The following is a 24,560-nucleotide window of genomic DNA, read 5'->3' as shown; positions in this document are numbered from 1 at the left end:
CGGGTTCAGCGTTCATGATCCCTCCCTGATCGAAGTTTTAGGGCACCCCAGTGGGTGCATGTCTCGGACGGCTAATCCCATCGGGTCGATGTCGTTCTCCCACCACAATCGGCTTACTCGTCTGGTAGGGCCGGACTGACACGTGGTCATCGAAGGCCATGAGCCTTGGAGGACGCCGGGCCGGTCGCTGTCTTTCCTCAACCAGCACGCTAGGTTGCGGTCGCGTCGGCGCCCGTACCCAAAGGTCGAACGCAATCGCGAACCTCGTCTTCGGGACGGCATAAATGACCGTTTTGGGGACGGCATAAATGACCGTTTTGGGGACGGGCGCCCAGCTGAACGCAAACCCGACCGCGGCGTACCGTTCCGTAGGGTACCCTCAAGCGAATGGCCGACCGCAGCCAGTAGCGTCCGCTTACAGAACGTCGTCAGAGCCATCTGAATGACTGAGATGGGCGCTTTGCTGCCGGACCGGTTCCGAAGCCCCTCGACACAAAAGCCGAGGGGCCGAATGCTCAAATCTCAGTTCCCTCTGCCAAGGTCAGGGCATCCTCGACGTAGACGCCGAGGTATCTGACCGTGTTCTCGATCTTGGTATGGCCGAGTAGGATCTGGACGGCACGCAGGTGGCCAGTTCGCTTGTAGATTAACGATGCCTTCGTGCGGCGGAGGGAGTGGGTGCCATAATCCTCGCTGCGCAGCCCGATGCCCGTGACACACTCATCGACCAAGCGCGCATACTGCCTTGGTGCTGATGTGCGTGACGCCGTCGAGCCTACTGGGGAAGGCGTAGTCGTCGAGCGTACCACCCCTGGCCTCCAGCCATGCGAGGATGCTGGATCGCGCGGGTTCGAGCAATTCGAACTGCACCGGTCGGCTGGTCTTGCGCTGGATGACGATCGCCCGGCTACGAACGCGACCGCCGCTGACAAGATCGCCGATCTTTAGCTTGACGATGTCGCAGCCGCGCAGCTTGCTGTCGATGGCGAGATCAAACATTGCCCGGTTGCGTGTGCGCCGTTCGCGGTCGAGCCAGAACCGGACGGCCCAAACCTGCTGAGGTTTGAGGGCCCGTTTGGCGCCAAGCTTGCGGCCAGCATTCCAGGCCGGCCGTCCTTTGACGGCCGGATCGTGTGCAGAATGTCCCATCGTCTGTCTCCTCGCCGGCCTATGCCGACGAGGCGAGGAGACACCCGAACTGATGCTCCGGTGATGGGGCCGTATGCGGACGTTCCGCACGCGACCCAACCCAGTCGTTCACGCGTGGCCGTGCGGATCCCGAAAGCGGTCGTGTGTCCCGATGCTGCTATGGCAGTGTTGCGCCCAACTCGGTCACTCAGGGGTCGGACGCAATGACCCTAAAGCGGACCTTGCCGCCTGCCCACGCCAAGCGCCCCCCTACTATCGACAGATGATCGGGGAGGAAGATGCCGGCCGAGAGTTCTTTTCTGTGTTGCGGGCTATGCATCAATCCGAGATTTATCGCACATCCGGCTGGACATTACGGGAGACGAAACGAGGGTAACGACGTTATGGGGAAGCTGTCGGGTGCTAGGCAGCAGGGAGTTTGCGTATGCCAACCGCTGTGCCGGACGCCGTGAAGCCGCCCGCCCAAGTGCCTCCGCCGCTCGTGCCGGGCCTGCGCGGACTTCTGACACTCGCCGTCGGCGTCGTGCTGGTCGCCGCACTGTACTTCGGCCGCGAGGTGTTCGTCCCTCTCGTCCTGGCCATCCTGCTCAGCTTCGTGCTGGCGCCCGTGGTCAACCTGCTGCGCCGGATCAAGCTCGGGCGCGTGCCGTCCGTCATTGTTGCCGTCCTGCTGGCGCTGGGAGTTCTCGGCGGCATCGGGGCGGTCATTGGCACCCAGGTGGCCGGGCTCGCTGGCAACTTGCCTCAGTACCAGTCGACCGTGCAGAAGAAGTTCGCCGGCCTGCAGCAGGGCTGGTTCGGCGAGGCGAACAAGCTTCTTCAGAAGTTCAACCATCAGGTCCAGGACGTCACGCAGAAGGCCGACGCCGCCGGTACCACGGCCGAGACCGGACCGACGGGCGACACGCCGAAGGCGCAACTCGTGCGCGTGCAGGAACCGGAGCCCTCGCCCCTGGCGCTAGCCGAGAAAGTCCTCGGCCCGGTCGTCTCGCCGCTGACCGACATCGGCATCGTCCTCGTCGTCGTCGTGTTCCTGCTGCTGCAGCGGGAAGACCTGCGCAACCGCATGATCCGTCTGTTCGGGTCGAGCGACCTGCACCGCACGACGGTGGCCATGGACGACGCGGCAGGTCGGCTCGGCACCTACTTCTTGGCGCAGCTCGGTATGAATGCCGCCTTCGGCATCATCGTCGGCGTCGGCCTCTGGTTCATCGGCGTGCCCAACCCGCTGCTGTGGGGCGTCTTGTCGGCGATCATGCGTTTCATCCCGTACATCGGCGCTATCGTCTCGGGCGTGTTCCCGGTCGCGCTGGCGGCTGCGGTCGATCCGGGCTGGTCGATGGTGATCGCGACCGCGGCGCTGTTCCTGGTCGCCGAGCCGATCTTCGGACAGGTGATCGAGCCGCTGCTGTACGGCCACTCCACCGGGCTTTCACCCTTCGCGGTGATCGTCTCGACGCTGTTCTGGGGCTTCCTGTGGGGGCCCATCGGCCTGATCCTGGCGACCCCGTTCACCGTCTGCCTCGTCGTGCTCGGTCGGCACGTGGACAGCCTGGAATTCTTCGACGTGCTGCTCGGTGATCGCCCGCCGCTGACGCCGGTGGAGAACTTCTATCAGCGCATGCTCGCCGGCGACCCGGACGAGGTCCGGGAGGTCGCCGAGGGCATGTTGAAGGACCGCTCCCTGTCATCTTACTACGACGAGGTGGCGCTCAAGGGACTGCAGCTCGCCGCCAACGACCACGCCCGCGGGGTGGTCACCCCCGCCCAGCTAGAGAACATCCGCGCCTCGGCCCGTTCCCTGGTGGAGGACTTCGAAGGCCACGACGATGTCGAGCCGGCCGTCGATGACAAGGCGGTGAACCCATCCGATACCCCGACGCTGGCAGAACGCGCGCATACGAAGACCGAGGCGGTGCCGGCCCAGGCTCCGCCCCGGGATGCCCTTCCCGAGGCGTGGCGGGGCGAGGCACCGGTGCTGTGCCTGGCCGGTCGCGGGCCCCTCGACGAAGCGTCCTCGGCGATGCTGGCTCAGTTGCTGCGCAAGCACGGGCTCGGCGCGCGCGTGACCTCGTACCAGTCCGCCTCGCGCGAGGGCATCCGAGAGCTCGACCTCGCCGGCGTGGCGATGGTGTGCATCTCGTACCTCGACATCACCGGGAACCCCTCGCATCTGCGCTACCTGCTGGAGCGTTTGAAGCGGCGCGCACCGGGTATCCCCATCTTGGTGGGGCTATGGCCAGTCGGCGAGAAGGTGCTCACCGACGCGGCGCTCGGTCGGGAGGTCGGCGCGGACGCCTACGTCTCGTCGCTGCGCGAAGCCGTCGATGCCTGTCTCAAGGTCGCCGCCGGTTCGTCGCCGGTCAGGGGTTCACCTGCCATGATGCGGGTGGTTTGACGACCCGTCATCGTATCCCCCCGCGTCTGTGGCCGTAGCCACGCCGATTGTCAGGCGGACGCCGTCAGCGGTCGCGCCGTCATGCCGATGGACGGGATGTCCGGCGTGACCAGGGCAAGCACGCGGTCCCCCTCCTCTGGGTCGGCATGCTCGTGGTCAACGGAAAGGAATTCCACCGTTCCGTCCGCCTTGATGGTCAGTAGGTCGAGCGCGGAGGTCCGGTCTCCCGCGTTTGCCGGGACGACTCCGAACCGCCAGCCGGCGCCGTGCCGCCCGGCCAGCGCATCGAAGTCCATACTCCCATCACCCATGACCTTGCCGCGGGCGTCGCGGCTGACGCCTGTGTCCTCGTGCAAAAGATGATCTGCCGACAGCGCCAGTTGGTAGACCCGCTCCCGCCCGATCTCGGGGGCCAACCGGGTGCACACCAGCGCGTTGTAGAGCTCGTCCCGAGTCGCCGCGAGAAGGTGGTCCGGGGGATGGTCGGCCAAGCTTTCCTCAGCATGGCGGGAGAGGAGCTCGGCCTGCAGGGTCGGCACGCCCGCGTCACGTGCGGTCTGGAGCGCGCCGGGGTAGGTGTCGATCAGCACCACCGGCACCCCCGCGCGATGCAATGCGACGACCATGTCGCTCGCCCACGGGGACGCCCCCACGATTGCGAGCCTTTGGGTCTCGGTCGCGGTCGACAGGCCCAACCGTCGGGCCAGCGGGCCAAGCGAGAAGCCATGGAGGATGACGGTGGCAACGATGACGGCGAACACCGTGGGCTGGATCAGGTCGCCGCCGGTGTAGCCGGCCTCAGTCAGACGGGGGCCGGCCAGGCCCGCGACCGCGGCCGCGACGATCCCGCGTGGGCCGATCCAGCCTACGAACAGGCGCTCGCCCCGCGTCAGGTCGCTGCCCAGCGTCGCCAGCCAGATGGCGGCCGGGCGGACTGCGAAGAGGATGGCGGCCGTCAGGCCGAGGATGGGAAGGGAAAGCTTACCGAGGACGCCGAGGTCGAGGTCGGCGGTCAGCACCACGAACAGGCAGGACACTAGGAGGACGACGAGCGCCTCCTTGAACCGACGCAACTCCGCGAGGCCTGGCACGTGCCGGTTGGCCAGGGCGATGCCGAACACGGTGGCGCCGATCAACCCGGCCTCGTGCATGAGTAGGTTCGGGACGACGTAGGCAACGAGGGCAAGGGCCAGCAGCACGGGCGTCTTGAGCGTCTCCGGGACGAGATCGCGCCGGAACGACCAGGCTACCGCGAGTGCGAAGCCGACACCGAGGCCGCTTGCCACGAGCACGCCCTCGGCGAGGTGGAACGCCAGGGCGACCGCCGGGGTCTCGTCAGCGCCGTGCGGCACGCCGACGAGGATCTCGATGACGACCGCCGTGAGGATGGCCCCCACCGGGTCGTTGACGATGGCCTCCCACTTCAGGAACGCCGCCGAGCGTCGCTCAAGGCGCGCGTGGCGCAACAGGGGCAGGATCACCGTCGGGCCCGTCACGACGAGGATGGCGCCGAACACCGAGGCGGCCCCCCACATCATCCCGCCGATGAGATGGGCGGCGAGGGTGCCAAGGACGAAGTTGACCGGCAGCGCGAAGGCGGTGAGGCGGAGCACGCCCTCCCCCGCGGCCCTGAGTTCGCGGAAGTCGAGGGCGAGGCCACCCTCGAACACCACGATGGCAACCGCCAGTCCGATCAGCGGACGTAGGTTCTCCCCGAAGTCGTGGGTCGGGTGCAGCAGGCCGAGGATGGGGCCCACCAGGAACCCGAGCGCGAGCAGCAGCACGATGGCGGGGATGCGTAGGCGCGCGGCCAGCACCTGTGCGGCGATGCCACCGCCAACGATGCAGAGGACGGCAGTGGCCAAACCGTGTTCCATTCGTTCCCCCCGGGCGAACCCAACGCCGGATCGATGCCTCGACGAGATGAAGCCTATGAGGTTCCCGGCGCGGTCCCGACCAGGGGCGTCCGGCCGGCTTCGGCTTGACGGTTGTCGAGCTTGCGCAACTCGGTGGCGATGTCCTGCAGGCTCGTGTCCCCCTTGCGCAAGACGCGGTCGGCCTCGGCGAGCCGGGCGCGCTCGGCCCTGGTCACGTCACGCGCGCTCAGCACCACGACGGGCACCTCGGCGCATCCAGGCAGAACGCGCAGGCGGTCGAGGAACGAGAACCCGTCCATCACCGGCATGGTCAGGTCCAGCAGCACGAGGCGTGGCGCCCCGTGCCGGACCTGATCGAGCGCCTCCTGGCCGTTCCCGGCCTCGCGGACGCTCCAGCCATCGCGCTCCAACACCGTACGGAGGCGATGGCGCATGTCCGCGTCGTCGTCGACCACGAGCACATCGCCGTCGGCCGCCCTGAACTGGTCCAGGATCGTGCGGAGCCGCGTCCAGTCCACGGGCTTGGGCACCGCCTCGACCGCACCGAGGGAGGCGCTCAGGGCGGCATCGGCGACGAAGCTGACCATCACCACGGGGATGCCGGCGGTCTCGGCGTCCGCCTTCAGGGCGGCGAGAACGGACCAGCCGTCCATGTCGGGCATCATCACGTCGAGCAGGATGGCCCTCGGCTTCAACGACCGCGCGAGGTCGAGTCCCGTCCGTCCGTCGGTCGCCGTACGCACGGCGAAGCGCTGTCGTTCGAGGAAGCGCGTCATCAACTCGCGCTGGTTGGCCTCGTCATCGATCACGAGCACGAGGTCCTCGGTGCCGGACAGGTTCTCCGGCGCCGCCGTCGGAACCTCCCCCGCAACGTGTTCGGGAGCCAGGGCCGGTATCCGCAAGGTGAAGGTCGTGCCTTGGCCTTCGACGCTGGCGACCGTGATGTCGCCGCCGAGCAGTCGTGCGAAGGCCCGGCTCAGCGCCAACCCGAGACCCGTCCCGCCGAACTTGCGCGTGGTGGTCTCGTCGGCCTGGGTGAAACGCTCGAACAGCCGCCCGACCTGTTCCGGCGTCATCCCGATGCCGGTGTCCTCCACGGTGAACCGAAGCCAATCGGCGCCCTTACCATCCTCGCGAATGACACTCAGGGTGATGGTACCGGATTCGGTGAACTTGGCGGCGTTCGAGAGAAGGTTGAAAAGGCACTGACGCAGCTTCACCGCGTCCGTTCGGGCCTGACCGACATCCCCGGCGATATCGAGGGTAAGCACGTTGCCCTTCTTGGCGACCAGGGCGTCCACGGTGCCTGCGGCGTCGGTGGCGAACGCGGCGACGTCGATATCCTCGGGATAGAGATCCATCTTCTCGGCCTCGACCTTGGACAGGTCGAGCACGTCGTTGATCAGCCCGAGGAGGTGCTTGGCGTTCGACTTGATCTTCCCGAGATCCTTCAGGAGGACGTCCTGGCCGAGTTCCTCGGCTTCCTCCTCCAGCATCTCGGAGTAGCCGATGACCGCGGACAGGGGCGTCCGAAGCTCGTGGCTCATGTTCGCCAGGAAGCGGCTCTTGGCACGGCTGTGTTCCTCCGCGGCCTCCTTCGCGGCTTGCGCCCGAGCGTTCGCGTCGGTCAGTTCCGCTTGGTTGCGGAGGAGGACTTGGTTTGCGGCGTCGAGGCTTTCGAGCGTCGCATCGTTGCGGGCCACGGAACGGCGCAGGGCGTCGCAGATCCAAACCATCACCCCGCCGACCGCCACGTACTGGCACAGCAGGGAGACGTCCACGCCGCCCAGGTCGCCGTCCCGCGTGTAGAACCACGTGGCGATCAGGGTCGAGATCGCGAGGACGAGCGCGCCGGCCCCCCGCCCGTAGGCGAGGCTTCCGGCCAAAAGGACCGGGATGTAGAGGAGGAAAGGGGCGACGTAGGTAGGTGCGAGGTAGCGCACGAACGTCATGACGCCGACCGCCAGCAGCGGGATGCCGTAACGGACACCCGCCGACGGACGGTGCCGCGTGAGTATCCCGATCAGGTCATGCAAGCCGCTCATCGCCGATAGGTGTCACGTCGTGCCGGCTTTGCAAAGGAGCCGGGTTGGCGCCCGGGGCAACGGCACAAGGGTACCCCGACGATGTCCCATCGGCAGTCCCGACCTCGCGGCGGGGGCGGACGGTCATCGGCCCGACCGGTCGGGAGATGGCGTGGAAGGTTCGTCGGCCATACGGTCCTGCAGTCGGTCGAATTGCCGATGAATACCCACCCCTCCATTCGTGGCCACCGACGTTTGAAACGCCAAAACCGGTCTGCTGCCTCCCGTTTCGCGGGGGGCAGCAGTCCGGGCAGTCAAACGTCAGGTCAAGCGGTGCCGTTGCCACCCGTCGCGCCGTAGACCTCGCCGGTGACGTAGCTCGCCTCCTGGCTCGCGAGGAACACGTAGACGGGCGCAAGCTCGACAGGCTGGCCGGGACGGCCCAGGGGCACCTCGGAACCGAACTTCTCGACCGCCTCCTGCGGCTGCCCGCCCGAGGGCTGCAGCGCCGTCCAGAACGGGCCAGGTGCCACCGCGTTCACCCGGATGCCATTCGCGACCTGCTGCTTGGCCAAGGCCTTCGAGAAGGCCACGATGCCGGCCTTGGTGGTCGCGTAGTCGACGAGGATCTTGGGCGGGGTGTAGGCCACGACCGACGCCGTATTGATGATCGATGCGCCAGCCGGCATATGCGGCAGGGCCGCCTTCGTAATCCAGAACATGGCGTAGAGGTTGGTCTTAAGCGTCCGGTCGAACTGCTCGTCCGTGATGTCGCCGATGTCTTTCTGGTTCGTCTGCTTGCCGGCATTGTTGACCAGGATGTCGAGGCCACCCAAGTCGGCGACGGCCTTCTTCACCAGCGCCTCGCAGAAGCCCTTGTCGGTAATGTCGCCCGGCAGAAGCACCGCCTTGCGGCCCTCGGCCTCGATGAGCTTAGCGACGTCCTGCGCGTCCGGCATCTCCTCCTCGACGAAGCTGAGAGCCACGTCTGCGCCCTCGCGGGCGAAGGCGATGGCGGCAGCACGTCCGATACCGGAGTCGGCGCCCGTCACCAAGGCCTTCCGACCTTCCAGTCGGCCATGACCCCGGTAGCTGGTCTCGCCGTGATCGGGCTTGGGGTCCATCGCTCGCGCGAGGCCCGGCGCCTCCTGCGGCTGCCGCGGGAACGGTGGCTGCGGGTACTGGGTGCGCGGGTCCTGCATCTTCAGGCGCGCGTCGGCGGCATCGCTCATCGGTAACCCTGTGCTTGAGATGAATGGCGGGGGTGACGACTGTCCCATCCAGGCGCGAAGCATCTCAATCCGCCGTCGCCGGTGAGGTTCCTGCCGTTCCGACGAACCAGGTGCGGGTTCAGCCGACGCCGGTCGGCCCATCGATGACCCGACGCACGCGTCGGGCAAGCTCCATCCGTTTGTACGGCTTGTTGATCACCTCGAACTCGGTGCCGCCGGTATCGGTGCGCTCCAGGGACGCCTCGGCGTAGCCGGTGGTCAACAAGACCTTGATCCGGGGTTGGCGCTCCCTGGCTGCCCTGGCCAGCATCACGCCGTTCATGCCGCCGGGCATGATCAGGTCGGTGAACAGCAGGTCGATCCGGGCCTCGCCGTCGAGCACCTCCAGGGCTTCGCCCGGTCCGTGCGCGACCGTGACCTTGTAGCCGAAATCCTCCAGGATTGTGCCGGCGGTCGCCGCGACGTCGGGTCGGTCGTCAACGACGAGTACCGTCTCCGTCCCATGACGGTCGGCGGCGCGCTGCGAGGGCTTGTGCTCGACCTCGGCATTCTGGTCGACGGCGGGGAACAGGAGGCGCACCGTGGTGCCCTCGCCGACTTCCGAGTAGATCACCACCGACCCACCGGACTGCTTGGCGAAGCCGTAGACCATCGCCAAACCGAGGCCGGTCCCCTTGCCCTCGCCCTTGGTCGTGAAGAACGGCTCCATCACCCGGGACAGGATCTCGGGCGGCATGCCCGTGCCGGCGTCGGTGACCGAGACGGTGACGTAGGCCCCCTCGGGTAGCCCCTTGAACGCGACGGTGTCCTCGTCGTCGATGACCCGGTTCGCGGTCTTGACCGTCACGGTGCCACCGGCCGGCATTGCGTCGCGGGCATTGATCAGGACGTTGAGCAGCGCGACCTCGGCCTGGGTAGGGTCGACCCGGCAAGTCCATAGCTCGGAGGCGAGGTCGGTCTCGATCACGACATGGTCGCCCATGGCGCGCGAGGCCATTTCGCCCATGCCCTCCACGAGGCCATTGAGGTTGAGCAGACGTCCTTCAAGCCGCTGCTTGCGCGAGAAGGCCAGGAGCTGGTGGGTCAGCTTGGCGGCCCGCTCGGACGCGTCGCGCACCGCCTCGCCCGCCCGGCGCATGCGGGCGACGTCGATGGTAGGATGGTCGATCAGCGCCAGCATCACCTCGTTGTGGCCGGAGATGACCTGCAGCAGGTTGTTGAAGTCGTGCGCGATACCCCCCAACTGCCCGAGGCTCTCCATCTTCTGGGCCTGGTGAAGGCTCTCCTCGGCGTCCCGCCGACGGGAGACGTCGAGCTGCGAGCCGAAGAAGTACACGAGCTCGCCCGAACGGTTGAATACCGGGCTGACGAACAGGGCGTTCCAGAACGAGGTGCCGTCCTTCCGGTAGTTCAGGATCTCGGCGGCGTACTCCCGGCGCTCCTCGATGGCCTTGCGGACCTCGGCGACCGTGTCGCGGTCGGTCTCGGGCCCCTGCAGGAAGCGGCAGTTCGTCCCGATGAGCTCGTCTCGCGTGTAGGCGGTCATGCACTCGAAGGCGCGATTGACGAAAATGATCGGGTTGTCGGGCTGGTGCGGGTCCGTGACGATCATCGGCATCCGCGTCGTCTCGACCGCGGCGAAGAAGATGTCATGGTGCTGGTCGACGACGCCGGACGGACCGCTGCCCGTTACGGGCGTGTGCGGGCCGGGGCTCGGCGGCTTTTCCGGTGACGATGGCATCTGGCGTTCCTCGGATGGGGCCGAGCCGCCTGACGCCTCGACAAGACCGATGCCGTGCCGTTGGGGGCGCGACCCTACGGCAATCGTTACTGTCAAGCCTGGTTCATTGCGCGATGCTAAATGCCGTGTCCCGGGGCTGTATGCCCGTAGAGACAACACCAGGGACCGCACGCTCCCATGCGTGTACGCCCTGGGTTCCTAGAATATCGGATCTCAGCTGTGCGTGGGCGATAGGCGCGTACCGCCCAGGGCGAGCGCCTTGGCGGACCAGAGGACTGCGCCGGACGGAGCGCTAAGGGTTGAACCGGTGAGCGATAACCCCGGCGGCGTCGCGGTGCGGGCACACGCGATATCGATGGCTGCGGCAAGGTCGGGCGCGATGATGGTGTCCCGCTCGAAGGCCGTGCCGTCCTTGCCGCAGGTAAATCGCATCATTCGGCGTAGGTGGTAGCTCGGCATCATTCGCTCCATGGCGCGAAAGACCCACGCAACCCGGTACGACACCCTGGGACGCATGGTCGGTCGGAGGCAAGGCACCGTGACGTCCGGGTCGTGAATGCCGCATGGCGACGTGACGGCCCCATCGTCGGCGCGCGGCGCAAGCGCCTCGGATCCCCCATCCCGCCGGCCCCGCGAGCCAGCGACGCAAACATATAATGTCGCACCTGCAAGCGTAGCCGCTCGCCCTATCATGACGGTTCGTCGTCAGGAGCCGCCCGCGTGCCGAAACCGTTTCCCCGCACCGGCGGACCCATCGAACGTGTGGACGGCTACCTTCCGCTGGAAGCCTACGCGGCCCTGGGCGAGGGCCGCTCGGTCGCGCTTTCGGGGGCGGACGGGTCCATAGACTGGTGGTGCTGCCCCAACCTCGACTCGCCGCCCCTCTTCGACCGCCTGTTGAGTCCAAACGGGGGTGGCTACTTCTCGGTGACGCCGGACGCGCCGTTCACGGCGGAGATCGGCTATCGCGACGGCAGCAACGTCCACGAGACGGTGTTCACCACCGCCACGGGAAGGGCCCGGTTGACCGAGAGCCTCAACAGTGGCCCGGCCGGGCGCCTCCCGTGGGCGGAGCTCGCGCGACGCGTCGAGGGTCTGGAGGGGTGCGTCCGCTTCCGCGTCGAGCTCGTCTTCGGCACCCGCGGGGATACGGCGGGACCGTTCCTGTCGTCGAACGCCAGCGGGAGCGCCTTCCATGTCGCCGGACTGATGGGCCTGTTCCGCCACGGTGACGGCGTCGTGGTGGAACAGGAGGACGATCACGCCATCAGGGCCAGCGTGACGGTCGAGGCCGGGCAGGCCGAGACCCTGGCCATCCTCGCGGGCGAGCACGAACCCTTGGTGGTCGCACCGGTCGCCGACATCGACCGGCGCATCGAGGTCTCCTGCAAGGCGTGGCGGGAGTGGACGGAGGGACTGGGGTACACCGGGCGGTACCGCGAGCAGGTCGAACGTAGCGCCCTTGCGCTCAAGCTTCTACTGTACTCGCCCACCGGCGCCATCGCGGCGGCCGCGACCACGTCCCTGCCCGAGGGTATCGGCGGCAAGAAGAACTACGACTACCGCTACGCCTGGGTCAGGGACGCCGGGTACGTCATCAAGACGTTCCTCCGGCTCGGAGCCCACGCCGAGGCCAGTGCCGCGCTGACCTGGCTTTTCCGCCACCTGGAGGAGCACGGCGCCCAGGTTCTCTACACGTTGAACGGCGAGCCCGTCTCGGACGAGGAGGAACTCGACCTTCCCGGATACCGCGACTCCTGACCCGTACGGACGGGAAACGCGGCTTCCGGGCAGCATCAGCACGGCATCTACGGCGACATCTTCGAGACGGCGGCGCGGTTCGTGGCCGACGGCGGCATGCTCGACCTGCGCAGCGGCGCTTTGCTGGCGCGGCTGGCCGACGAGTGCGCCGAGCGCTGGAAGATGAAGGATGCCGGCATCTGGGAACTTCCCGAACAGCAACACTATACCGGGTCGAAGATCAGTTGCTGGCAGGCGCTGGCCCGGGCGGTCGAGATGGCCGACGACGGGCACCTGCCGGGCAACTGCAGGGACCGCTGGGCGCGCGCCCGCGACCGGGTGGCGACCTGGATCGACGAGCATTGCTGGTCGGAGCGGCGGCAAACCTACGTGATGTATCCGGGTAGCGACAAGCTCGACGCCTCGCTGGCCCTGGCCGTCCGGTTCGAGTTCGGCAACCCCGACCGCCTGCGGGCGACTTGCGAGGCCATAGACCGCGATCTCGGTCGGGGCCCGTACCACTACCGGTACACCGGGGTCGACGCCGAGGAGGGCTGTTTCCTGGCGTGCACGTTCTGGCTCGTCGAGGCGCTGGCACTGCTCGGGCGAGCGGGGGAGGGAGCCTCCAAGTTCGAGGCCGTGGTGGCGGCGTTGGACCGCAACTCGGGGACGTACTCCGAGATGGCGGACCCGGCGACGGGGATGTTCCTCGGCAACCTACCCCAAGGCTTGACTCATCTCGCCCTGATCCAGTCGGCTGCGACCTTGTCCGGCATGGGCTTGTGAAATCGGGGGGATCGGTCCCTTCCCCTTCATCGGCCCGACCCATGGGCTCCACCCGACGGGATCGCACGCACCGCGCGTGACGCCCGGTCAAAATGTGGGCGTCCCCGTCTGTGAGGGGGGCGCATGGGCGCTCGTCCCACCCGTCCCGTCATCGGTACCGACGCACGGCATGTTGGCCAGGGCCGTCGTCGAAACGGGAATTCGAACGTTGGCGGCAACGGACGGCTAGCTATCGGCTGAGGCACGTGGTGCCGGGGCCGCAGTGTCATTCCCGAGGGACGTACGAGAAAGGGAAGCGTCGAGTATGCGTATCGTCGGAAGCCTGTCGCCGGACGGGGACGCGCGCGAGGCCGCACGGGAAGCCATGCGAACCGCGCTTCCGACGTTCAGGCCGGATGCGCCCGTCGTGGTGCTCAGCCACTTCGACGCGGATGGGCTGACGGCGGCCGCCATCCTGGTCCGGGCACTCCGTCACGCGGGGAAGGAGGCCAACCCGGTCGTCATGGGCAAGGGCGAGTCGCCGTGGGACCCGGACGTCGGCGCGCGTCTGGCCAAACTTCGGCCGGGGGGCCTGATCGTCGCGGACCTGGGGACCCGGTCGGACCCCGTCCTGCCGGGTTGCCCGACCCTCGTGATCGACCATCACGTCCCGACCGGCGAACCGGAAGGTGCCGTGACCATCAGCGGGAACGGTCTCGACCCCGAGCCTACCTCCGCCCTTCTGGCATGGTGGGCCGCCGGAGCCCTGGGCGACCAGGCCGACCTCCTGTGGCTGGCGGCCGTGGGACTGATCGGCGACATGGCGGAGGGCCTCGACTTCCCGGAGATCGCCGAGGCGCAGAGCCGGTGGGGGAAGACGGCGCTGCGGGATGCCACGTCGCTCGTCAACGCCCCCCGCCGGACCGCGGCGGCCGATGCCGGTCCGGCGCTGAGGCTTCTGCTGGCGTCGGACGGAACGAAACGCATCACCAAGGGTGATGACGCGGACGCCCTGGCCCTGCAAGCGGCCAAGGCGGAGGTTCGCGCCGCCATGGAGGTCGCCAAGCGCGTCCCGCCCGCAATCGGCGGCGACGTCGCGCTGATCCGGCTCGACTCGCCCTGCCAGATCCATCCCCTGGTGGCGCAGCAATGGCGTGTGCGCCTCAAGGACAAGATCGTCATCGCCGCCAACGCGGGCTATTGCCCTGGCTGGGTGCACTTCGCCGCGCGGTCGGCGAGCGGGCGCGACCTCATCGCCTTCCTCGCGGAGCACCGCCCGGAGAACGCGGATGGGCGCTACGGCAATGGTCACGCCCAGGAGACCGGCGGGGCGCTCCGCAATGCCGATTGGAACGGCTTCATCCGGGGACTCGGGTTCCCGCAGGCGCAGGTGGACGCATGACCGGCAACGAACGTCCCCTCCGGCTGGGCTTCCCGGTCAAGGTCATGGGCCGACCGGACCTCAAGTCGCAGGACACCCGGCGTTGGCAGAAGGGGCCGCACCTGAAGTGCTCGCTCGAACTGCTGGACCACGTCCTGGAATACCTGAAGTCGAAGAACCTCGACATGTACCGGATGTCCTCGGACATCGCGCCCTATGCGACCCATCCGGACATGCCGCAGTTCCACGGTATGGTGGCCGAGAGCGACGCCGAGTTGCGCGCGTTCGGCGCCAAGGCCCGGGCCTACGACATCCGGCTGTCGTTCCACCCGTCTCAGTACATCCTGCTGAACGCCCCGAACCCCGAACTGACCCGGAAAAGCATCTGGGACCTCTCCAGTCAGGCGGAGATGCTGGACCGCATGGAGCTCGACGACGAGGCCGTCATGATCACCCATGTCGGCGGCGTCTACGACGATCACGAGGCGAGCCGGGCGCGCTGGATCGAAGGCTGGAACCAGTGCCCGGAGCACGTCAGGCGTCGTCTGGTCCTGGAGAACGACGACCTGCGTTTCTCGGCCGCCGACGTCCTATGGATACACGAACGCACCGGCGTCAGATTGATCTTCGACTACCAGCACTTCTGGTGCCTGAACCCTGAGCGGCTCGACATCCGCGAGACGTTCGAGCGCTTCCTGGCGACATGGCCGGCCGGTGTCCGCCCGAAGATGCACTTCTCCTCGCCCCGCACCGAGTTGCGGGAGGTCAAGCAGAAGATCACCCCGAAACAACGCGAAGCGGCCAAGGCAGGGAAATCGCGCGGGTCGAAGGAGGTTCTGAAGGCACCGGTGAAGGCGACGGCGCGGGTCAAGACGGTGTTGCGGCCGCCGGTTTGGACCGGACATGCCGACTTCACCAACCCTTTCGAGTTCGCGACGTTCATGCGGATGGCTGAGGGGCTGACCTTCGACGTGATGCTGGAGGGCAAGTCCAAGGACCTTAGCCTGCTGCGCCTGCGTCCCGACCTGCTGCGGTTCGCCCCCGACGTCGCCGGCCGGTTCGGCATCACCACCGGTGAGGCGACGGACGACGAGGCGCAACTGGAGGAAGGCGTCGACGCCGACGATGAAGCCGACGTGGACGAGGGGCGGGCACAGGCGGCCAGTAGAGGTTCAGCCGACATGGGACCCGGAATCAGGGATAAGGACAATCATAGATAAGGACGTTGCAGCCATATGAACTCAGGCCGGGCCTGCGAAGAAAAAGGCCAGGCCGAACAAGACGTAGACGCCGATCAGCAACAGACCCTCGAACCACGTCGTTTCTCCATCCCGTGCGATGGCATTCACGATGAACGCGGTCCCGGCGATGGCGAACAGATGTAACGGGTTTGCGAATACCAATGTCATCGGGTGGCCAAGCGCCCAGGATATGATGACTAGCAACGGGGCCAGCACCAAGGCGACCTGAATGGCTGAGCCGATGCAGATGTTGAGTACGAGGCCCATTCGGTCCTCACGGGCGAACCAAGCCGCCGCGAACAGGTCGCCGGCAGTCCCCACCAAGGCAAGGACGATGACGCCCAGGAACATGGGGGACAGGTGCAGGCTCCCCGCCGCCTGGGTGATCGTCCCCGACAGCATCTCGGACTCGAACGCGATGGCGACCGTCGCGGCGACGAGGACCCCGAGGGCGAACGGGAGGCTCCATTCGGCCTCGCCGCTGCCCTTGTCGTTCGAGAAGACGTCGCGGTGCGTGATCAGCGTGAAGACGAGATTGGCGAGGTAGAGCAGCAGCAACACGACGGAGACGCCGAGACTGACCTCCTCGTCGGTGATGCCGATGGTGGCCGCGTGGCCCGACATCCGCCCGCTCGCGTCGAACACGGCCGGTAGCAGAAGGGCTATGACGACGAGGATGAGGAGGGTCGACAACAGGCCGGCCCGTTCCGGGTTGAACTTCTGCCGCTCCCGGGTCGCCCCACCCACGATGATGGCGAGGCCTAGCCCGAAAAGGCTGGTCCCCATGATCGAGCCGGCGATCTGGGACTGGACGACGGCCGCCTCGCCCCGCATCAGGACGAACAGCGCCAGCACGAGTTCGGCGATACTGCCGAAGCTCACCGTCAGCAGGCCCCCGATGGCGGGGCCGACCCGGTCGGCGAGTTGGTCGGTCGCCCGACGGACCCATTCAGCCAGCACGGCGATGGCGACGGCGCTGGCCCCGAAGATCGTCAGCGGCGGCGCGTCGACCAGATATTCCAACGCCGCCGAGATCGGGATGGAGACGAGGAGGATGGTGAAGATCATCGCGGGATATCGATTCCTGGCGCACGTGGCACCGACGGTGAAGACCGTTTCGTGGACAGGCGAGGGCCGATATCAGCTTTCGCCATCGCGCAGGGTCCGGCGAGCCACCATGCCCAGCGTCGAGCCCTGGACGACGATGGTGAACAGCACCACCGCGTAGGTCGCCGCGAGGATGGCAGGCTTGGCGTCGCTCTCCGGGACGGACAGGGCCAGCGCCACGGAGATGCCGCCGCGCACGCCGGCCCAAGTCAGGAACGGCACGTTGCGGGGCGAGAGGTTGCCACCCCAGCGGAAGGCGAGGAGCGGCGTCGAGACTGCTACGAGCCGCGCGACCAGCACGATGGGGACGGCGCACGCGGCGAGCACGAGCCCGCCCGTTGCGAAGCGCAGCACCAGCACCTCCAGGCCGATGAGCAGGAACAGCACCGAGTTCAGCACCTCGTCTATCAGCGTCCAGAGAGACGACACATACCCTTGTGTCTCCTCGCTCATCGCGTCGCGCGGCGCGCGGTCGCCGACCAGCAGCCCCGCCGCCACGACCGCGAGCGGGCCGCTGAAGTGGAGCTTCTGGGCGAGCGCGTATGTGCCGGCGACGAGCGCGAGGGTGATCAGCACCTCGACCGGAAAGTCGTCGATGGCCCGCATCGCCCGGTAGGCGACGTAGCCCGTGACCACGCCAAGCACGAGCCCGCCGCCGGCCTCCTGCAGGAGCAGGCGGGCGACGCCGCCGGCGCTGGTCGCCTCCCCGCCCGAGCCGGCGGCGAACGCGACGAGGACCGTGAACAGCACGATGCCGATGCCGTCGTTGAACAGGGCCTCGCCCTGCATCTCGACCTCAAGCGCCTCCGGGACCTTCACGTTCTTCAGCGTGGCCAGCACCGCGACGGGGTCGGTCGGGCTGATCAGCGCGCCGAACACGAGGGCCCAGGCGAACGGGACGGGCTGGCCGAGGGCGTCGGCCGCGAACCAGAACGCGCCCCCGACGATGGCGGTGGAGATCAACGTGCCGACGAGCGCGAGCGTCGCCACAGCCCACGCCCTGTCGCGCAGGTCCCGCAGGTCCAAACTCATGGCGCCGGCGAACAGCAGGAATGCCAGCATGCCGTTCATCACGACGTCGGTGAAATCGACCTGTCTCAGCACCTGCGTCAGGTCCTGGTAGAGGTGCTGGGCGGGGAACGCGACGTCCAGGCCTACCAGCGCGAGGGAGGCGAGCAGCCCCATCACCAGCAGGCCGATGGTATGCTGCATCCGCAGGAAGCGGTAATTCAGCCAACCGAACAAGGCCGACAAGGTCAGCAAGAGGGCGGAGAGGTCGAAGATTGAGATCACGGGCGTCCCCCGCCCAGGCCGCGGGAGGGTGCGGGGGGCTTTCCGAAGAGATGGCTCAACGCGCCCGCACCCGTTCGGTGGCGCCGGCGGCCGAGAGCACCGCGTTGGCCGCCGCGACGTCGCCGGCCTCCCGCGGCATCGCCGCCGCCTGGCCTTCGCCGGACCGGCGGCACAGGCGCACGAGATAGGGGAAGTGGTCCGAGCCGAAGGCGCCGAGGCGCTCGACCGAGACCGTCGTGAAGCCGCCCTCGTGGAAGACGTGGTCGAGCGGCCAACGCCATAGAGACGAATGGGCGTTCCAGGTCGCGACGTAGCCGCGGCCGCGGCGGGGGTCGATCAGCCCGGACAGCCTGACCATGCGCTCCACCGCGATCTCCCAGGGCGTCGCGTTGAGGTCGCCGGCAATGACGCCCGGCTCGACGCGTTCAGCGGCGCAGCGTATTCGCCGGCATCGCCCAGGCGTTCTGAACTGCTGCGCACGCCTCGGCCGGCAGCGCGCGCTCTTGCAGTTCGAGACACGACACGGACGAGGATGCGTAGCTGTTAAAAGTGCACCCCGGTCTGGGTCTCGGTCAGCCGTGAAAGATGCAGCCGGCGTGCTCGCACCCGGCGTGATCCTTGCGGCCATCGGCGCACTCATCGCAGCAGTACGCCTTGCCGTCGCGGGTTACAGCCTTGGACAGGAAGACCACGCACTCGCAGTCCTCGCACGCACACTTCGCCATCTCGACATCGACGCTGGCCATCAGTTCTCTCCTTCGCTTTCGTTCGGGGACCCCGCCGCATCACCGGCTGGGACGTGGGCATGCTCGTGTGGCTCGCGAAATTGGCGATCATGTTGCGCAACACATCGCGCACGTGGTCGTCGTCGATTGTGTAGGCCACATGCCGCCCGTGCCGCGTCGCCCGCATGATCCGAGCGGTCCGCAACAGGCGCAGGCAGTGCGAAGTCAAAGATTGGAGGAGCCCAAACTTCTCCCCGATCTCCCCGACACCCCGTGCTTCATTCAGGCAGGCGAGCACGATCCCAAGACGGTTCGGCTCGCCGAAGAGTCGGAACACCTCCGCCACATCCGCTAGCTGCGCTTCTGTCGGCTGCGACACGTCAAACACCCGTGTATTGATATGTCTAATTGATTCAGGGCGTGCCGTTAAGGATCGCCGTAGGCTGATTGACGGCTTCCCACCGCAGGATGCGATCCAGAGGATGCGTTTATGCCAAAAGGCGGATCAACCGTTGACGACCAATGTAACGTCTATCGATACATGAGGCACTGAAGTCGCCTTTCCGGGATCCTTCATGTGCTGCTGCACATGGCAGAGGAGCCAGGACCGCTCACCTTCGAGGCGCTCGCCGCCGTCATGCAGACCAATCCGGTGGTCGTGCGCCGGACCATGGCCGGGATTTGCGAGGCGGGGTTCGTCAGGTCCGGGCGCGGGCACGGCGGCGGCTGGACCCTCGCGCGCGACCTGACCGAGATCATCATTCTCGACATCCACGCACGCTTGGTTCCCCAAGCATTTTTCCGAGGCATCCCGCTTCACAACACAACCCATGGTCGGTGATCGTCGAACGTCACGATCCCACCCCTTGACATCGCAGTCGCGCGTCCACTTATTTCTGTCATGACAGAAACAACAGACATCTCGGCACCTCTCCCCCCCGCGGTCGAGCGGTTCGTGCTGCACTGGGGTGACCTCGGCGGCCAATGGGGTGTCAACCGCTCCGTCGCGCAGATCCACGCGCTCCTCTACCTGTCCGATCATCCGCTCACCGGCGAGGACATCGCCGGGACGCTCGGCATCGCGCGGTCGAACGTCTCGAACTCGCTCCGGGAGTTGCTTGGCTGGAACCTCATCCGGCGCGTGCCGGTGATGGGCGAGCGCCGCGATCACTTCGTCGCCGAGATCGACCTCTGGGAAATGATCACGCGCATCGCCGCCGGCCGCAAGGAGCGCGAGATCGACCCCGCCATCGCGGCCCTCCGCGCCTGCGTGGCCGAGGCCGATGCGGACCCGGCGCTCGGGATGGTCGCGAGGCGGCGCCTGCGCGCCATGCTCGAGTTCACCGAGACGATGGAGAGCTGGTACGGCCAGATGCTCCACGTGCCCAGGGGGACCCTGGCCAAGCTGATCCGGCTCGGAGGCCGGATCGTGAAGTTCCTGCCCGCCAGGATCGAGTGACGACCAGGGAGGCCCCCGTGGCCATGATGAGACGGGCCCGTCGGGCCGATGCACGGCCGTCCCCCACCCCCGGCGTCCAGCGGCCGCCGGACACAGCCGGCGACCTCCTCGACCTGCGCTTCCGGGCGCTGCTCCCGGAACGCGACTGGGCGAGCCTGTCGCCGGCCGTGCGCCACCGCTTCGGCAAGCGGCTGACGCAGGGGGCGAGCGCCGTCTATGTCGGCCACATCGTCGGGATGCGCATCAGCCGCCTCGGCTGGGTCGTCGCGCAGGCGACGCGCCTCGTCGGCAGCCCGCTGCCCCTGGAACGCCAGACCGGCCGGGCCGGCGTCGTCACCGTCACGGAGGATCCGGATGGCGGCGGCCAGATCTGGACGCGGCTGTACGCCCGTGCGTCGGGCTTCCCGCAGGTGATCCACTCGGTCAAGCGTTTCGCCGGTCCCACCGGGCTGGAAGAGCATGTCGGAGCGGGCGTCGGCATGACCCTCACGGTCACGGTTTCGGACGGGGCGCTGCTGTTCCGCAGCCATAGCTACTTCGTCGACTGCCGGGGGCACCGCCTGCACCTGCCGAGCTGGCTCACCCCCGGCGCGCTCACCGTCACACACGCCGATGCCGGCGCCGACGCGACGGCGGGCGCCTTCCGGTTCATCCTCGACATCGAGCATCCCTGGTTCGGCCAACTGATCCGGCAGGAAGCGCTCTTCCAGGATGCCGAGACGGCCCCGCAGGACCGGGCGACATGAGCACGATCCTGGTGTTCGGCGGATACGGCGGCTTCGGGGCCCGCCTGTCGCGCCGGCTCGCAGCCGCCGACCACGACGTGATCGTCGCCGGCCGCCGCCTCGTCAGCGCCGAGGCGTTCTGCGCCGCCCATCCCCCGTGCCGCCCCCTTTGGGCAGACCGCAACGATGCCGACGCGTCGATGCTGGAGCGGGTCCGCCCCGATCTCGTGATTGACGCGGCCGGCCCCTTCCAGGGAAGCGGCTACGCCCTGCCCCGGGCCTGCATTGCGGCGGCCATCCCCTACCTCGATCTCGCGGACGGACGGGCCTTCGTCACCGGCATCGGCTGCCTCGATGCGGCCGCCCGCGCGGCCGGCGTCACGGTCCTGGCCGGCGCATCGAGCGTCCCGGCCCTGTCCGGTGCCGTGGCCCGGCACTTGGCGCAGGGGATGGACGACGTGACCGCCGTCGAAGTCGCGATCAGCGCCTCGAACCGGGCCACCGCCGGGACGTCGGTCGCCGCCGCCATCCTGAGCTACGTAGGCCGGCCGATCCGGCTCTGGCGCGACCAGGGCTGGTCGGAGGGGATCGGTTGGCAGGAGCTGCGGCGCGAGCGGTTCGCCCTGTCGGACGGTTCGTCCCTCGGCCGCCGATGGCTCGCCCTGGCAGACGTCCCGGATCTCGATCTCCTGCCGGAGCGGCTCCCGGGCCGGCCGGCGGTCAGCTTCAGGGCCGGCACCGAACTCGCGCTGCAGACGGTCGGCCTCTGGTGCGCGAGCTGGCCGGTGCGCTGGGGCTGGATCTCCTCGCTGCGGGGACTGGCGCGCTGGCTTCTCCTGGCGCAGCGGCTGACCACGCGCTGGGGATCGGACCGGTCGGGCATGATCGTCCGGCTGTTCGGCCGGGTGGAAGACCGCCGCATCGAGCGGCGCTGGACCCTCATCGCATCCGACGGCCATGGCCCGGAAATCCCGACGCTGCCGGCGGCGATCCTGGCCGAGCGGATCCTGGCCGGTTCGCTCGCGCCCGGCGCCCGCGATGCTGGGGCCGCCCTCGCTCTCGGCGATTTCGCCCCGAGCTTCGCGGGCCTGTCGATCCGCCACGAGGTGAGGGAGGCGGCCGCAGGCGAGGCGCTCTACGCGCGCATCATGGGCCCGCGCTTCGCCGAACTCGCCCCGGCCGTGGCGGCCCTGCACGGCGTGCTGCGCGATGCGGGGGCCCACGGCCGGGCCGTCGTCCGCCGGGGCCGCCACCCGGTTGCGCGGGCCGTCGCCGCGCTCCTCGGGCTGCCGGTCGCGGGTGAGCATGGCGTGCGCGTCGGCTTCAGCGCGGCGCACGGGGTGGAACGCTGGACGCGCGCGTTCTCCGGGCGCCGGTTTACGAGCGAGTTCTCCGAGAAGGAGGGCTGCGTGGTGGAGCGGTTCGGGCCGCTCCGTTTCCGGTTCGGCCTCGTCAGCGAGGGCGGTGGGCTGCGCATGGTGCTGCGTGGCTGGTCCGTCGCGAGGCTGCCCCTGCCCCTGGCCCTAGCGCCCCGCGTATCCGCCCGCGAGTGGGAGGAGGCAGGGCTATTTCGCTTCGATGTTTCCATTGCCCTACCGCTGGTAGGGCTGCTGATACGCTACCGAGGCTGGCTAAACACGCACGGCCCAGTCAACATCCGCAGCGGCCATAACGACGTCCCGATACGCTTCGATCGGGTGCGGACGTCCGGTCAGAAAGCCCTGCATTTCGGTGCAGCGGTGAACTTTAAGAAACGCGAGCTGTTCCTCCGTTTCGATTCCCTCGGCGATCACCGGCATGCCAAGCCTTTGACCAAGGGCTATGATCGCTTTCACGATCGTCATGCCCTTATGCGTGATCCCGATCTGGCCGATGAACGTCCGGTCGATCTTGAGCCGATCGAAGGCGAAGGACCGGAGGGTCAGCAGGGAACTGTAGCCGGTTCCAAAATCATCGATCGCGATGCGCACACCCTGCGCTTTTATAGTCTGCAGGACACGTCTGGCCCGCATCGTATCATAGAGGAACAGGCTTTCCGTAATCTCGAGCTCGAGTCTGCGCGGATCCAGGCCAGTTTCCGCTAGAACCGTCTGCACGAATTCCGGCAGGTTCGCTTGCCGGAACTGCGCGATAGATAGATTGACTGCGATGCCCAACGGCTGTGCCCATCGGGCAGCTTCGCGGCAGGCCGCCCTCACTACCCATTCGCTAAGCGGCAGGATCAGACCGGTCTCCTCGGCGACCGGGATGAACTGCGACGGTGCGATCGACCCGCGCATCGGGTGATTCCATCGCAGGAGGGCCTCGAAGCCGGTGACCCGACCGGTCAGCATCTCGACCTGGGGCTGATAATGTAAGCGCAGTTGGTCCGTGCCGATCGCCGCCTGGAGATCGCGGGCGAGTTGGTGACGATCACGCGCCGCGCTGTCCATGGCGTGCTCGAAGTAGCTGAACGTGCCCTTACCCTCGCTCTTGGCCCAGTACAGGGCCATGTCGGCAGCTCTCAGCAGATCCTCGTAGGTTTCGCCGTCGCGCGGTAAAACTGCGACCCCGACGCTGCAACCAATATCCACGCGCACGTCCTTGAGCTGAAAGGACGCCGTCTGGGACGAGATCAAGTCCCTGGCTATCTCACCCAGCGCGTTCGCCGATGCAAGACCTGTCACCAGCACCGCGAATTCGTCGCCACCGAGCCTGGCGGCCGTATGCTGTACACCGATCTCACCGTGCAGGCGGCTCGCTACTTCGATCAGGACTGCATCCCCCGCGGGGTGCCCGAAGACGTCGTTGATCTGCTTGAAACCGTCGAGATCCGTGCAGAGGAGGGCAGCTTGGCCCCCCGTGACTGCGATGGCGCGGAGTTCGCGTTCGACGGTCTCCTGAAAGAGCCGCCGATTCGGTAGACCCGTCAAAGCATCATGCCCCGCCAGGAAGCGCAACTGCTCCTCAGCCCGCCGCCGTTCGGTGATGTCTTCGTGGGTGCAAACCCAGCCGCCCCCCGGGATCGGGGCCCGCGCGATATCGATCGCCCGCCCGTCCTTTAGTTCCGCGACGGTCCAAGCGCACGTATTCTCCGGCGGTTCAATCAGGAGCCCTGCTTCCTCCTGGCCTTCCACGATGTGGGAGGAGACGTATCGGCGGATCGCTTCGGCCGGAACACCCTGATCGCGCAGGGAGTCCGGGATTGTGTAGAGCTCCGCAAAACGCGCGTTCATGATTACCAGATCGCGCCGATCGTCGAACAGGCAAAGGCCCTGCGCCATGTTGTCGAGCGCGACGCCGAAGGCCGCGTGCTGACGCCGCAAGCTTTGTTCGGCGCGATGGCGTTCTTCCGCACGACCCTTGTCCTCCCGATTGTGCATTCGACGCACGATGAAGATGCTCAAGCCGATCAGACAGATTGCGAGCAAAGCCGCGTTGAGGATGATCGCGGCCGCCTGCTGGCGGAAGGGCGCCAGAGCCGCATCAGCTGTGCGGCCGACGATGAGCATCAGAGGATAGTTGTCGAGCGATTGCACCGAGACGAACCGGTCGCGACCGTCGACCGGACTGACGAGGCGCATGGTACCGCTGGATTCGCCCTGGGCGGCGAACAAAGTCGCCGAGCTGTTCGGATAGACGTTGCCGGTGGCGTCCTCCCGCCGCGGGTACCGAACCAGCAGCACGCCATCCTTGCGGAAGACACCGATCACGTATGGACTTG

General features: G+C 67.5%; 16 protein-coding genes and 4 pseudogenes. 8 read left to right on the top strand and 12 right to left on the bottom strand.

Translation table 11 applies throughout. The features are described from left to right. Positions 1–515: 515 nt before the first annotated feature. Positions 516–1,149: pseudogene (locus tag AAHG09_RS29125) on the bottom strand (tyrosine-type recombinase/integrase). Positions 1,150–1,573: 424 nt separating this feature from the next. Here AAHG09_RS29125 and AAHG09_RS29120 point away from each other — a divergent pair. Continuing rightward, complete coding sequence (locus AAHG09_RS29120) at positions 1,574–3,547, top strand: AI-2E family transporter (protein WP_342111376.1); 1,974 nt, start codon at positions 1,574–1,576, stop codon at positions 3,545–3,547. A 50-nt stretch (positions 3,548–3,597) separates the two neighbouring features. On the opposite strand, the gene AAHG09_RS29115 is transcribed toward AAHG09_RS29120, so the two are convergent. From AAHG09_RS29115 to AAHG09_RS29095, 5 genes are all read right to left on the bottom strand, one after another. Next, on the bottom strand, positions 3,598–5,412 hold the full coding sequence (locus AAHG09_RS29115; RefSeq protein WP_342111373.1) for a cation:proton antiporter: 1,815 nt from the start codon (positions 5,410–5,412) through the stop codon (positions 3,598–3,600). Between the two features lie 65 nt (positions 5,413–5,477). Further along, positions 5,478–7,469, bottom strand: coding sequence for a hybrid sensor histidine kinase/response regulator (locus AAHG09_RS29110; protein WP_342111371.1), 1,992 nt, complete (start codon positions 7,467–7,469; stop codon positions 5,478–5,480). A gap of 305 nt (positions 7,470–7,774) precedes the next feature. Beyond that, positions 7,775–8,680, bottom strand: coding sequence for an SDR family oxidoreductase (locus AAHG09_RS29105; RefSeq protein WP_342111369.1), 906 nt, complete (start codon positions 8,678–8,680; stop codon positions 7,775–7,777). 118 nt (positions 8,681–8,798) lie between these two features. After that, positions 8,799–10,421: a hybrid sensor histidine kinase/response regulator gene (locus AAHG09_RS29100; protein ID WP_342111367.1), complete on the bottom strand. Its 1,623-nt coding sequence runs from the start codon at positions 10,419–10,421 to the stop codon at positions 8,799–8,801. Positions 10,422–10,634: 213 nt separating this feature from the next. Beyond that, positions 10,635–10,883, bottom strand: a complete 249-nt coding sequence (locus tag AAHG09_RS29095) for a hypothetical protein (RefSeq protein ID WP_342111365.1) — start codon at positions 10,881–10,883, stop codon at positions 10,635–10,637. Positions 10,884–11,141: 258 nt separating this feature from the next. On the opposite strand from AAHG09_RS29095, the pseudogene AAHG09_RS29090 reads away from it, so the two are divergent. The 3 genes and pseudogenes from AAHG09_RS29090 (at position 11,142) to uvsE (ending at position 15,527) form a co-directional block, all read left to right on the top strand. Beyond that, positions 11,142–12,947, top strand: a pseudogene (locus tag AAHG09_RS29090) (glycoside hydrolase family 15 protein). A 304-nt stretch (positions 12,948–13,251) separates the two neighbouring features. Beyond that, complete coding sequence (locus tag AAHG09_RS29085; protein ID WP_342111363.1) at positions 13,252–14,328, top strand: single-stranded-DNA-specific exonuclease RecJ; 1,077 nt, start codon at positions 13,252–13,254, stop codon at positions 14,326–14,328. Next, positions 14,325–15,527, top strand: coding sequence for a UV DNA damage repair endonuclease UvsE (gene uvsE / locus AAHG09_RS29080; protein WP_342111361.1), 1,203 nt, complete (start codon positions 14,325–14,327; stop codon positions 15,525–15,527). Before AAHG09_RS29085 ends, uvsE begins: the two co-directional genes overlap by 4 nt. Positions 15,528–15,548: 21 nt before the next feature. On the opposite strand, the gene cax is transcribed toward uvsE, so the two are convergent. From cax to AAHG09_RS29055, 5 genes and pseudogenes are all read right to left on the bottom strand, one after another. Further along, positions 15,549–16,616 carry a calcium/proton exchanger gene (gene cax, locus AAHG09_RS29075; RefSeq protein ID WP_342111358.1) on the bottom strand — a complete coding sequence of 356 codons (1,068 nt, stop codon included), beginning with the start codon at positions 16,614–16,616 and terminating at the stop codon, positions 15,549–15,551. Between the two features lie 72 nt (positions 16,617–16,688). Next, positions 16,689–17,948: a cation:proton antiporter gene (locus AAHG09_RS29070; protein ID WP_342111356.1), complete on the bottom strand. Its 1,260-nt coding sequence runs from the start codon at positions 17,946–17,948 to the stop codon at positions 16,689–16,691. Positions 17,949–18,003: 55 nt separating this feature from the next. Next, entirely contained in the window at positions 18,004–18,576 is a 573-nt protein-coding gene (locus AAHG09_RS29065; protein WP_342111355.1) for an endonuclease/exonuclease/phosphatase family protein, read from the bottom strand. Beyond that, positions 18,521–18,694 carry a metallothionein gene (locus AAHG09_RS29060; RefSeq protein WP_342111352.1) on the bottom strand — a complete coding sequence of 58 codons (174 nt, stop codon included), beginning with the start codon at positions 18,692–18,694 and terminating at the stop codon, positions 18,521–18,523. Before AAHG09_RS29060 ends, AAHG09_RS29065 begins: the two co-directional genes overlap by 56 nt. A gap of 112 nt (positions 18,695–18,806) precedes the next feature. Next, positions 18,807–19,010: pseudogene (locus AAHG09_RS29055) on the bottom strand (ArsR/SmtB family transcription factor); the annotation flags it as partial. Between the two features lie 240 nt (positions 19,011–19,250). On the opposite strand from AAHG09_RS29055, the gene AAHG09_RS29050 reads away from it, so the two are divergent. From AAHG09_RS29050 to AAHG09_RS29035, 4 genes and pseudogenes are all read left to right on the top strand, one after another. Further along, a complete protein-coding gene (locus AAHG09_RS29050; RefSeq protein WP_342111350.1) occupies positions 19,251–19,514 on the top strand; it encodes an Rrf2 family transcriptional regulator in 264 nt (87 codons plus the stop codon). Positions 19,515–19,574: 60 nt separating this feature from the next. Next, positions 19,575–20,132 (top strand): GbsR/MarR family transcriptional regulator, encoded by a 558-nt coding sequence (locus AAHG09_RS29045; protein ID WP_342111348.1) that lies wholly within the window; start codon positions 19,575–19,577, stop codon positions 20,130–20,132. Positions 20,133–20,158: 26 nt separating this feature from the next. Then, entirely contained in the window at positions 20,159–20,878 is a 720-nt protein-coding gene (locus tag AAHG09_RS29040) for a DUF4166 domain-containing protein (protein WP_342111378.1), read from the top strand. After that, positions 20,875–22,479 (top strand): annotated as a pseudogene (locus tag AAHG09_RS29035) (DUF4166 domain-containing protein); the annotation flags it as partial. The gene AAHG09_RS29040 and the pseudogene AAHG09_RS29035, both read left to right, overlap by 4 nt. A 9-nt stretch (positions 22,480–22,488) precedes the next feature. On the opposite strand, the gene AAHG09_RS29030 reads toward AAHG09_RS29035, so the two are convergent. Continuing rightward, entirely contained in the window at positions 22,489–24,549 is a 2,061-nt protein-coding gene (locus tag AAHG09_RS29030) for a putative bifunctional diguanylate cyclase/phosphodiesterase (RefSeq protein WP_342111347.1), read from the bottom strand. Positions 24,550–24,560 lie beyond the last annotated feature (11 nt).

The organism is Methylobacterium guangdongense (assembly GCF_038442355.1).
GTDB lineage: Bacteria > Pseudomonadota > Alphaproteobacteria > Rhizobiales > Beijerinckiaceae > Methylobacterium > Methylobacterium guangdongense.
The sequence above is the reverse complement of the archived record's forward strand: the minus strand, read 5'-3'. Positions and strand labels throughout refer to the sequence as shown.

What these genes read in the sequence shown, in the direction of transcription:
- AAHG09_RS29085 (WP_342111363.1), top strand. Translation starts at nt 13,252, where the DNA reads ATGCGTATCGTCGGAAGCCTGTCGCCGGACGGGGACGCGCGCGAGGCC.
- AAHG09_RS29120 (WP_342111376.1), top strand. Translation starts at nt 1,574, where the DNA reads ATGCCAACCGCTGTGCCGGACGCCGTGAAGCCGCCCGCCCAAGTGCCT.
- cax (WP_342111358.1), bottom strand. Translation starts at nt 16,616, where the DNA reads ATGATCTTCACCATCCTCCTCGTCTCCATCCCGATCTCGGCGGCGTTG.
- uvsE (WP_342111361.1), top strand. Translation starts at nt 14,325, where the DNA reads ATGACCGGCAACGAACGTCCCCTCCGGCTGGGCTTCCCGGTCAAGGTC.
- AAHG09_RS29105 (WP_342111369.1), bottom strand. Translation starts at nt 8,680, where the DNA reads ATGAGCGATGCCGCCGACGCGCGCCTGAAGATGCAGGACCCGCGCACC.
- AAHG09_RS29060 (WP_342111352.1), bottom strand. Translation starts at nt 18,694, where the DNA reads ATGGCCAGCGTCGATGTCGAGATGGCGAAGTGTGCGTGCGAGGACTGC.
- AAHG09_RS29045 (WP_342111348.1), top strand. Translation starts at nt 19,575, where the DNA reads ATGACAGAAACAACAGACATCTCGGCACCTCTCCCCCCCGCGGTCGAG.
- AAHG09_RS29095 (WP_342111365.1), bottom strand. Translation starts at nt 10,883, where the DNA reads ATGATGCCGAGCTACCACCTACGCCGAATGATGCGATTTACCTGCGGC.
- AAHG09_RS29100 (WP_342111367.1), bottom strand. Translation starts at nt 10,421, where the DNA reads ATGCCATCGTCACCGGAAAAGCCGCCGAGCCCCGGCCCGCACACGCCC.
- AAHG09_RS29040 (WP_342111378.1), top strand. Translation starts at nt 20,159, where the DNA reads ATGAGACGGGCCCGTCGGGCCGATGCACGGCCGTCCCCCACCCCCGGC.
- AAHG09_RS29110 (WP_342111371.1), bottom strand. Translation starts at nt 7,469, where the DNA reads ATGAGCGGCTTGCATGACCTGATCGGGATACTCACGCGGCACCGTCCG.
- AAHG09_RS29065 (WP_342111355.1), bottom strand. Translation starts at nt 18,576, where the DNA reads ATGGCCGCAAGGATCACGCCGGGTGCGAGCACGCCGGCTGCATCTTTC.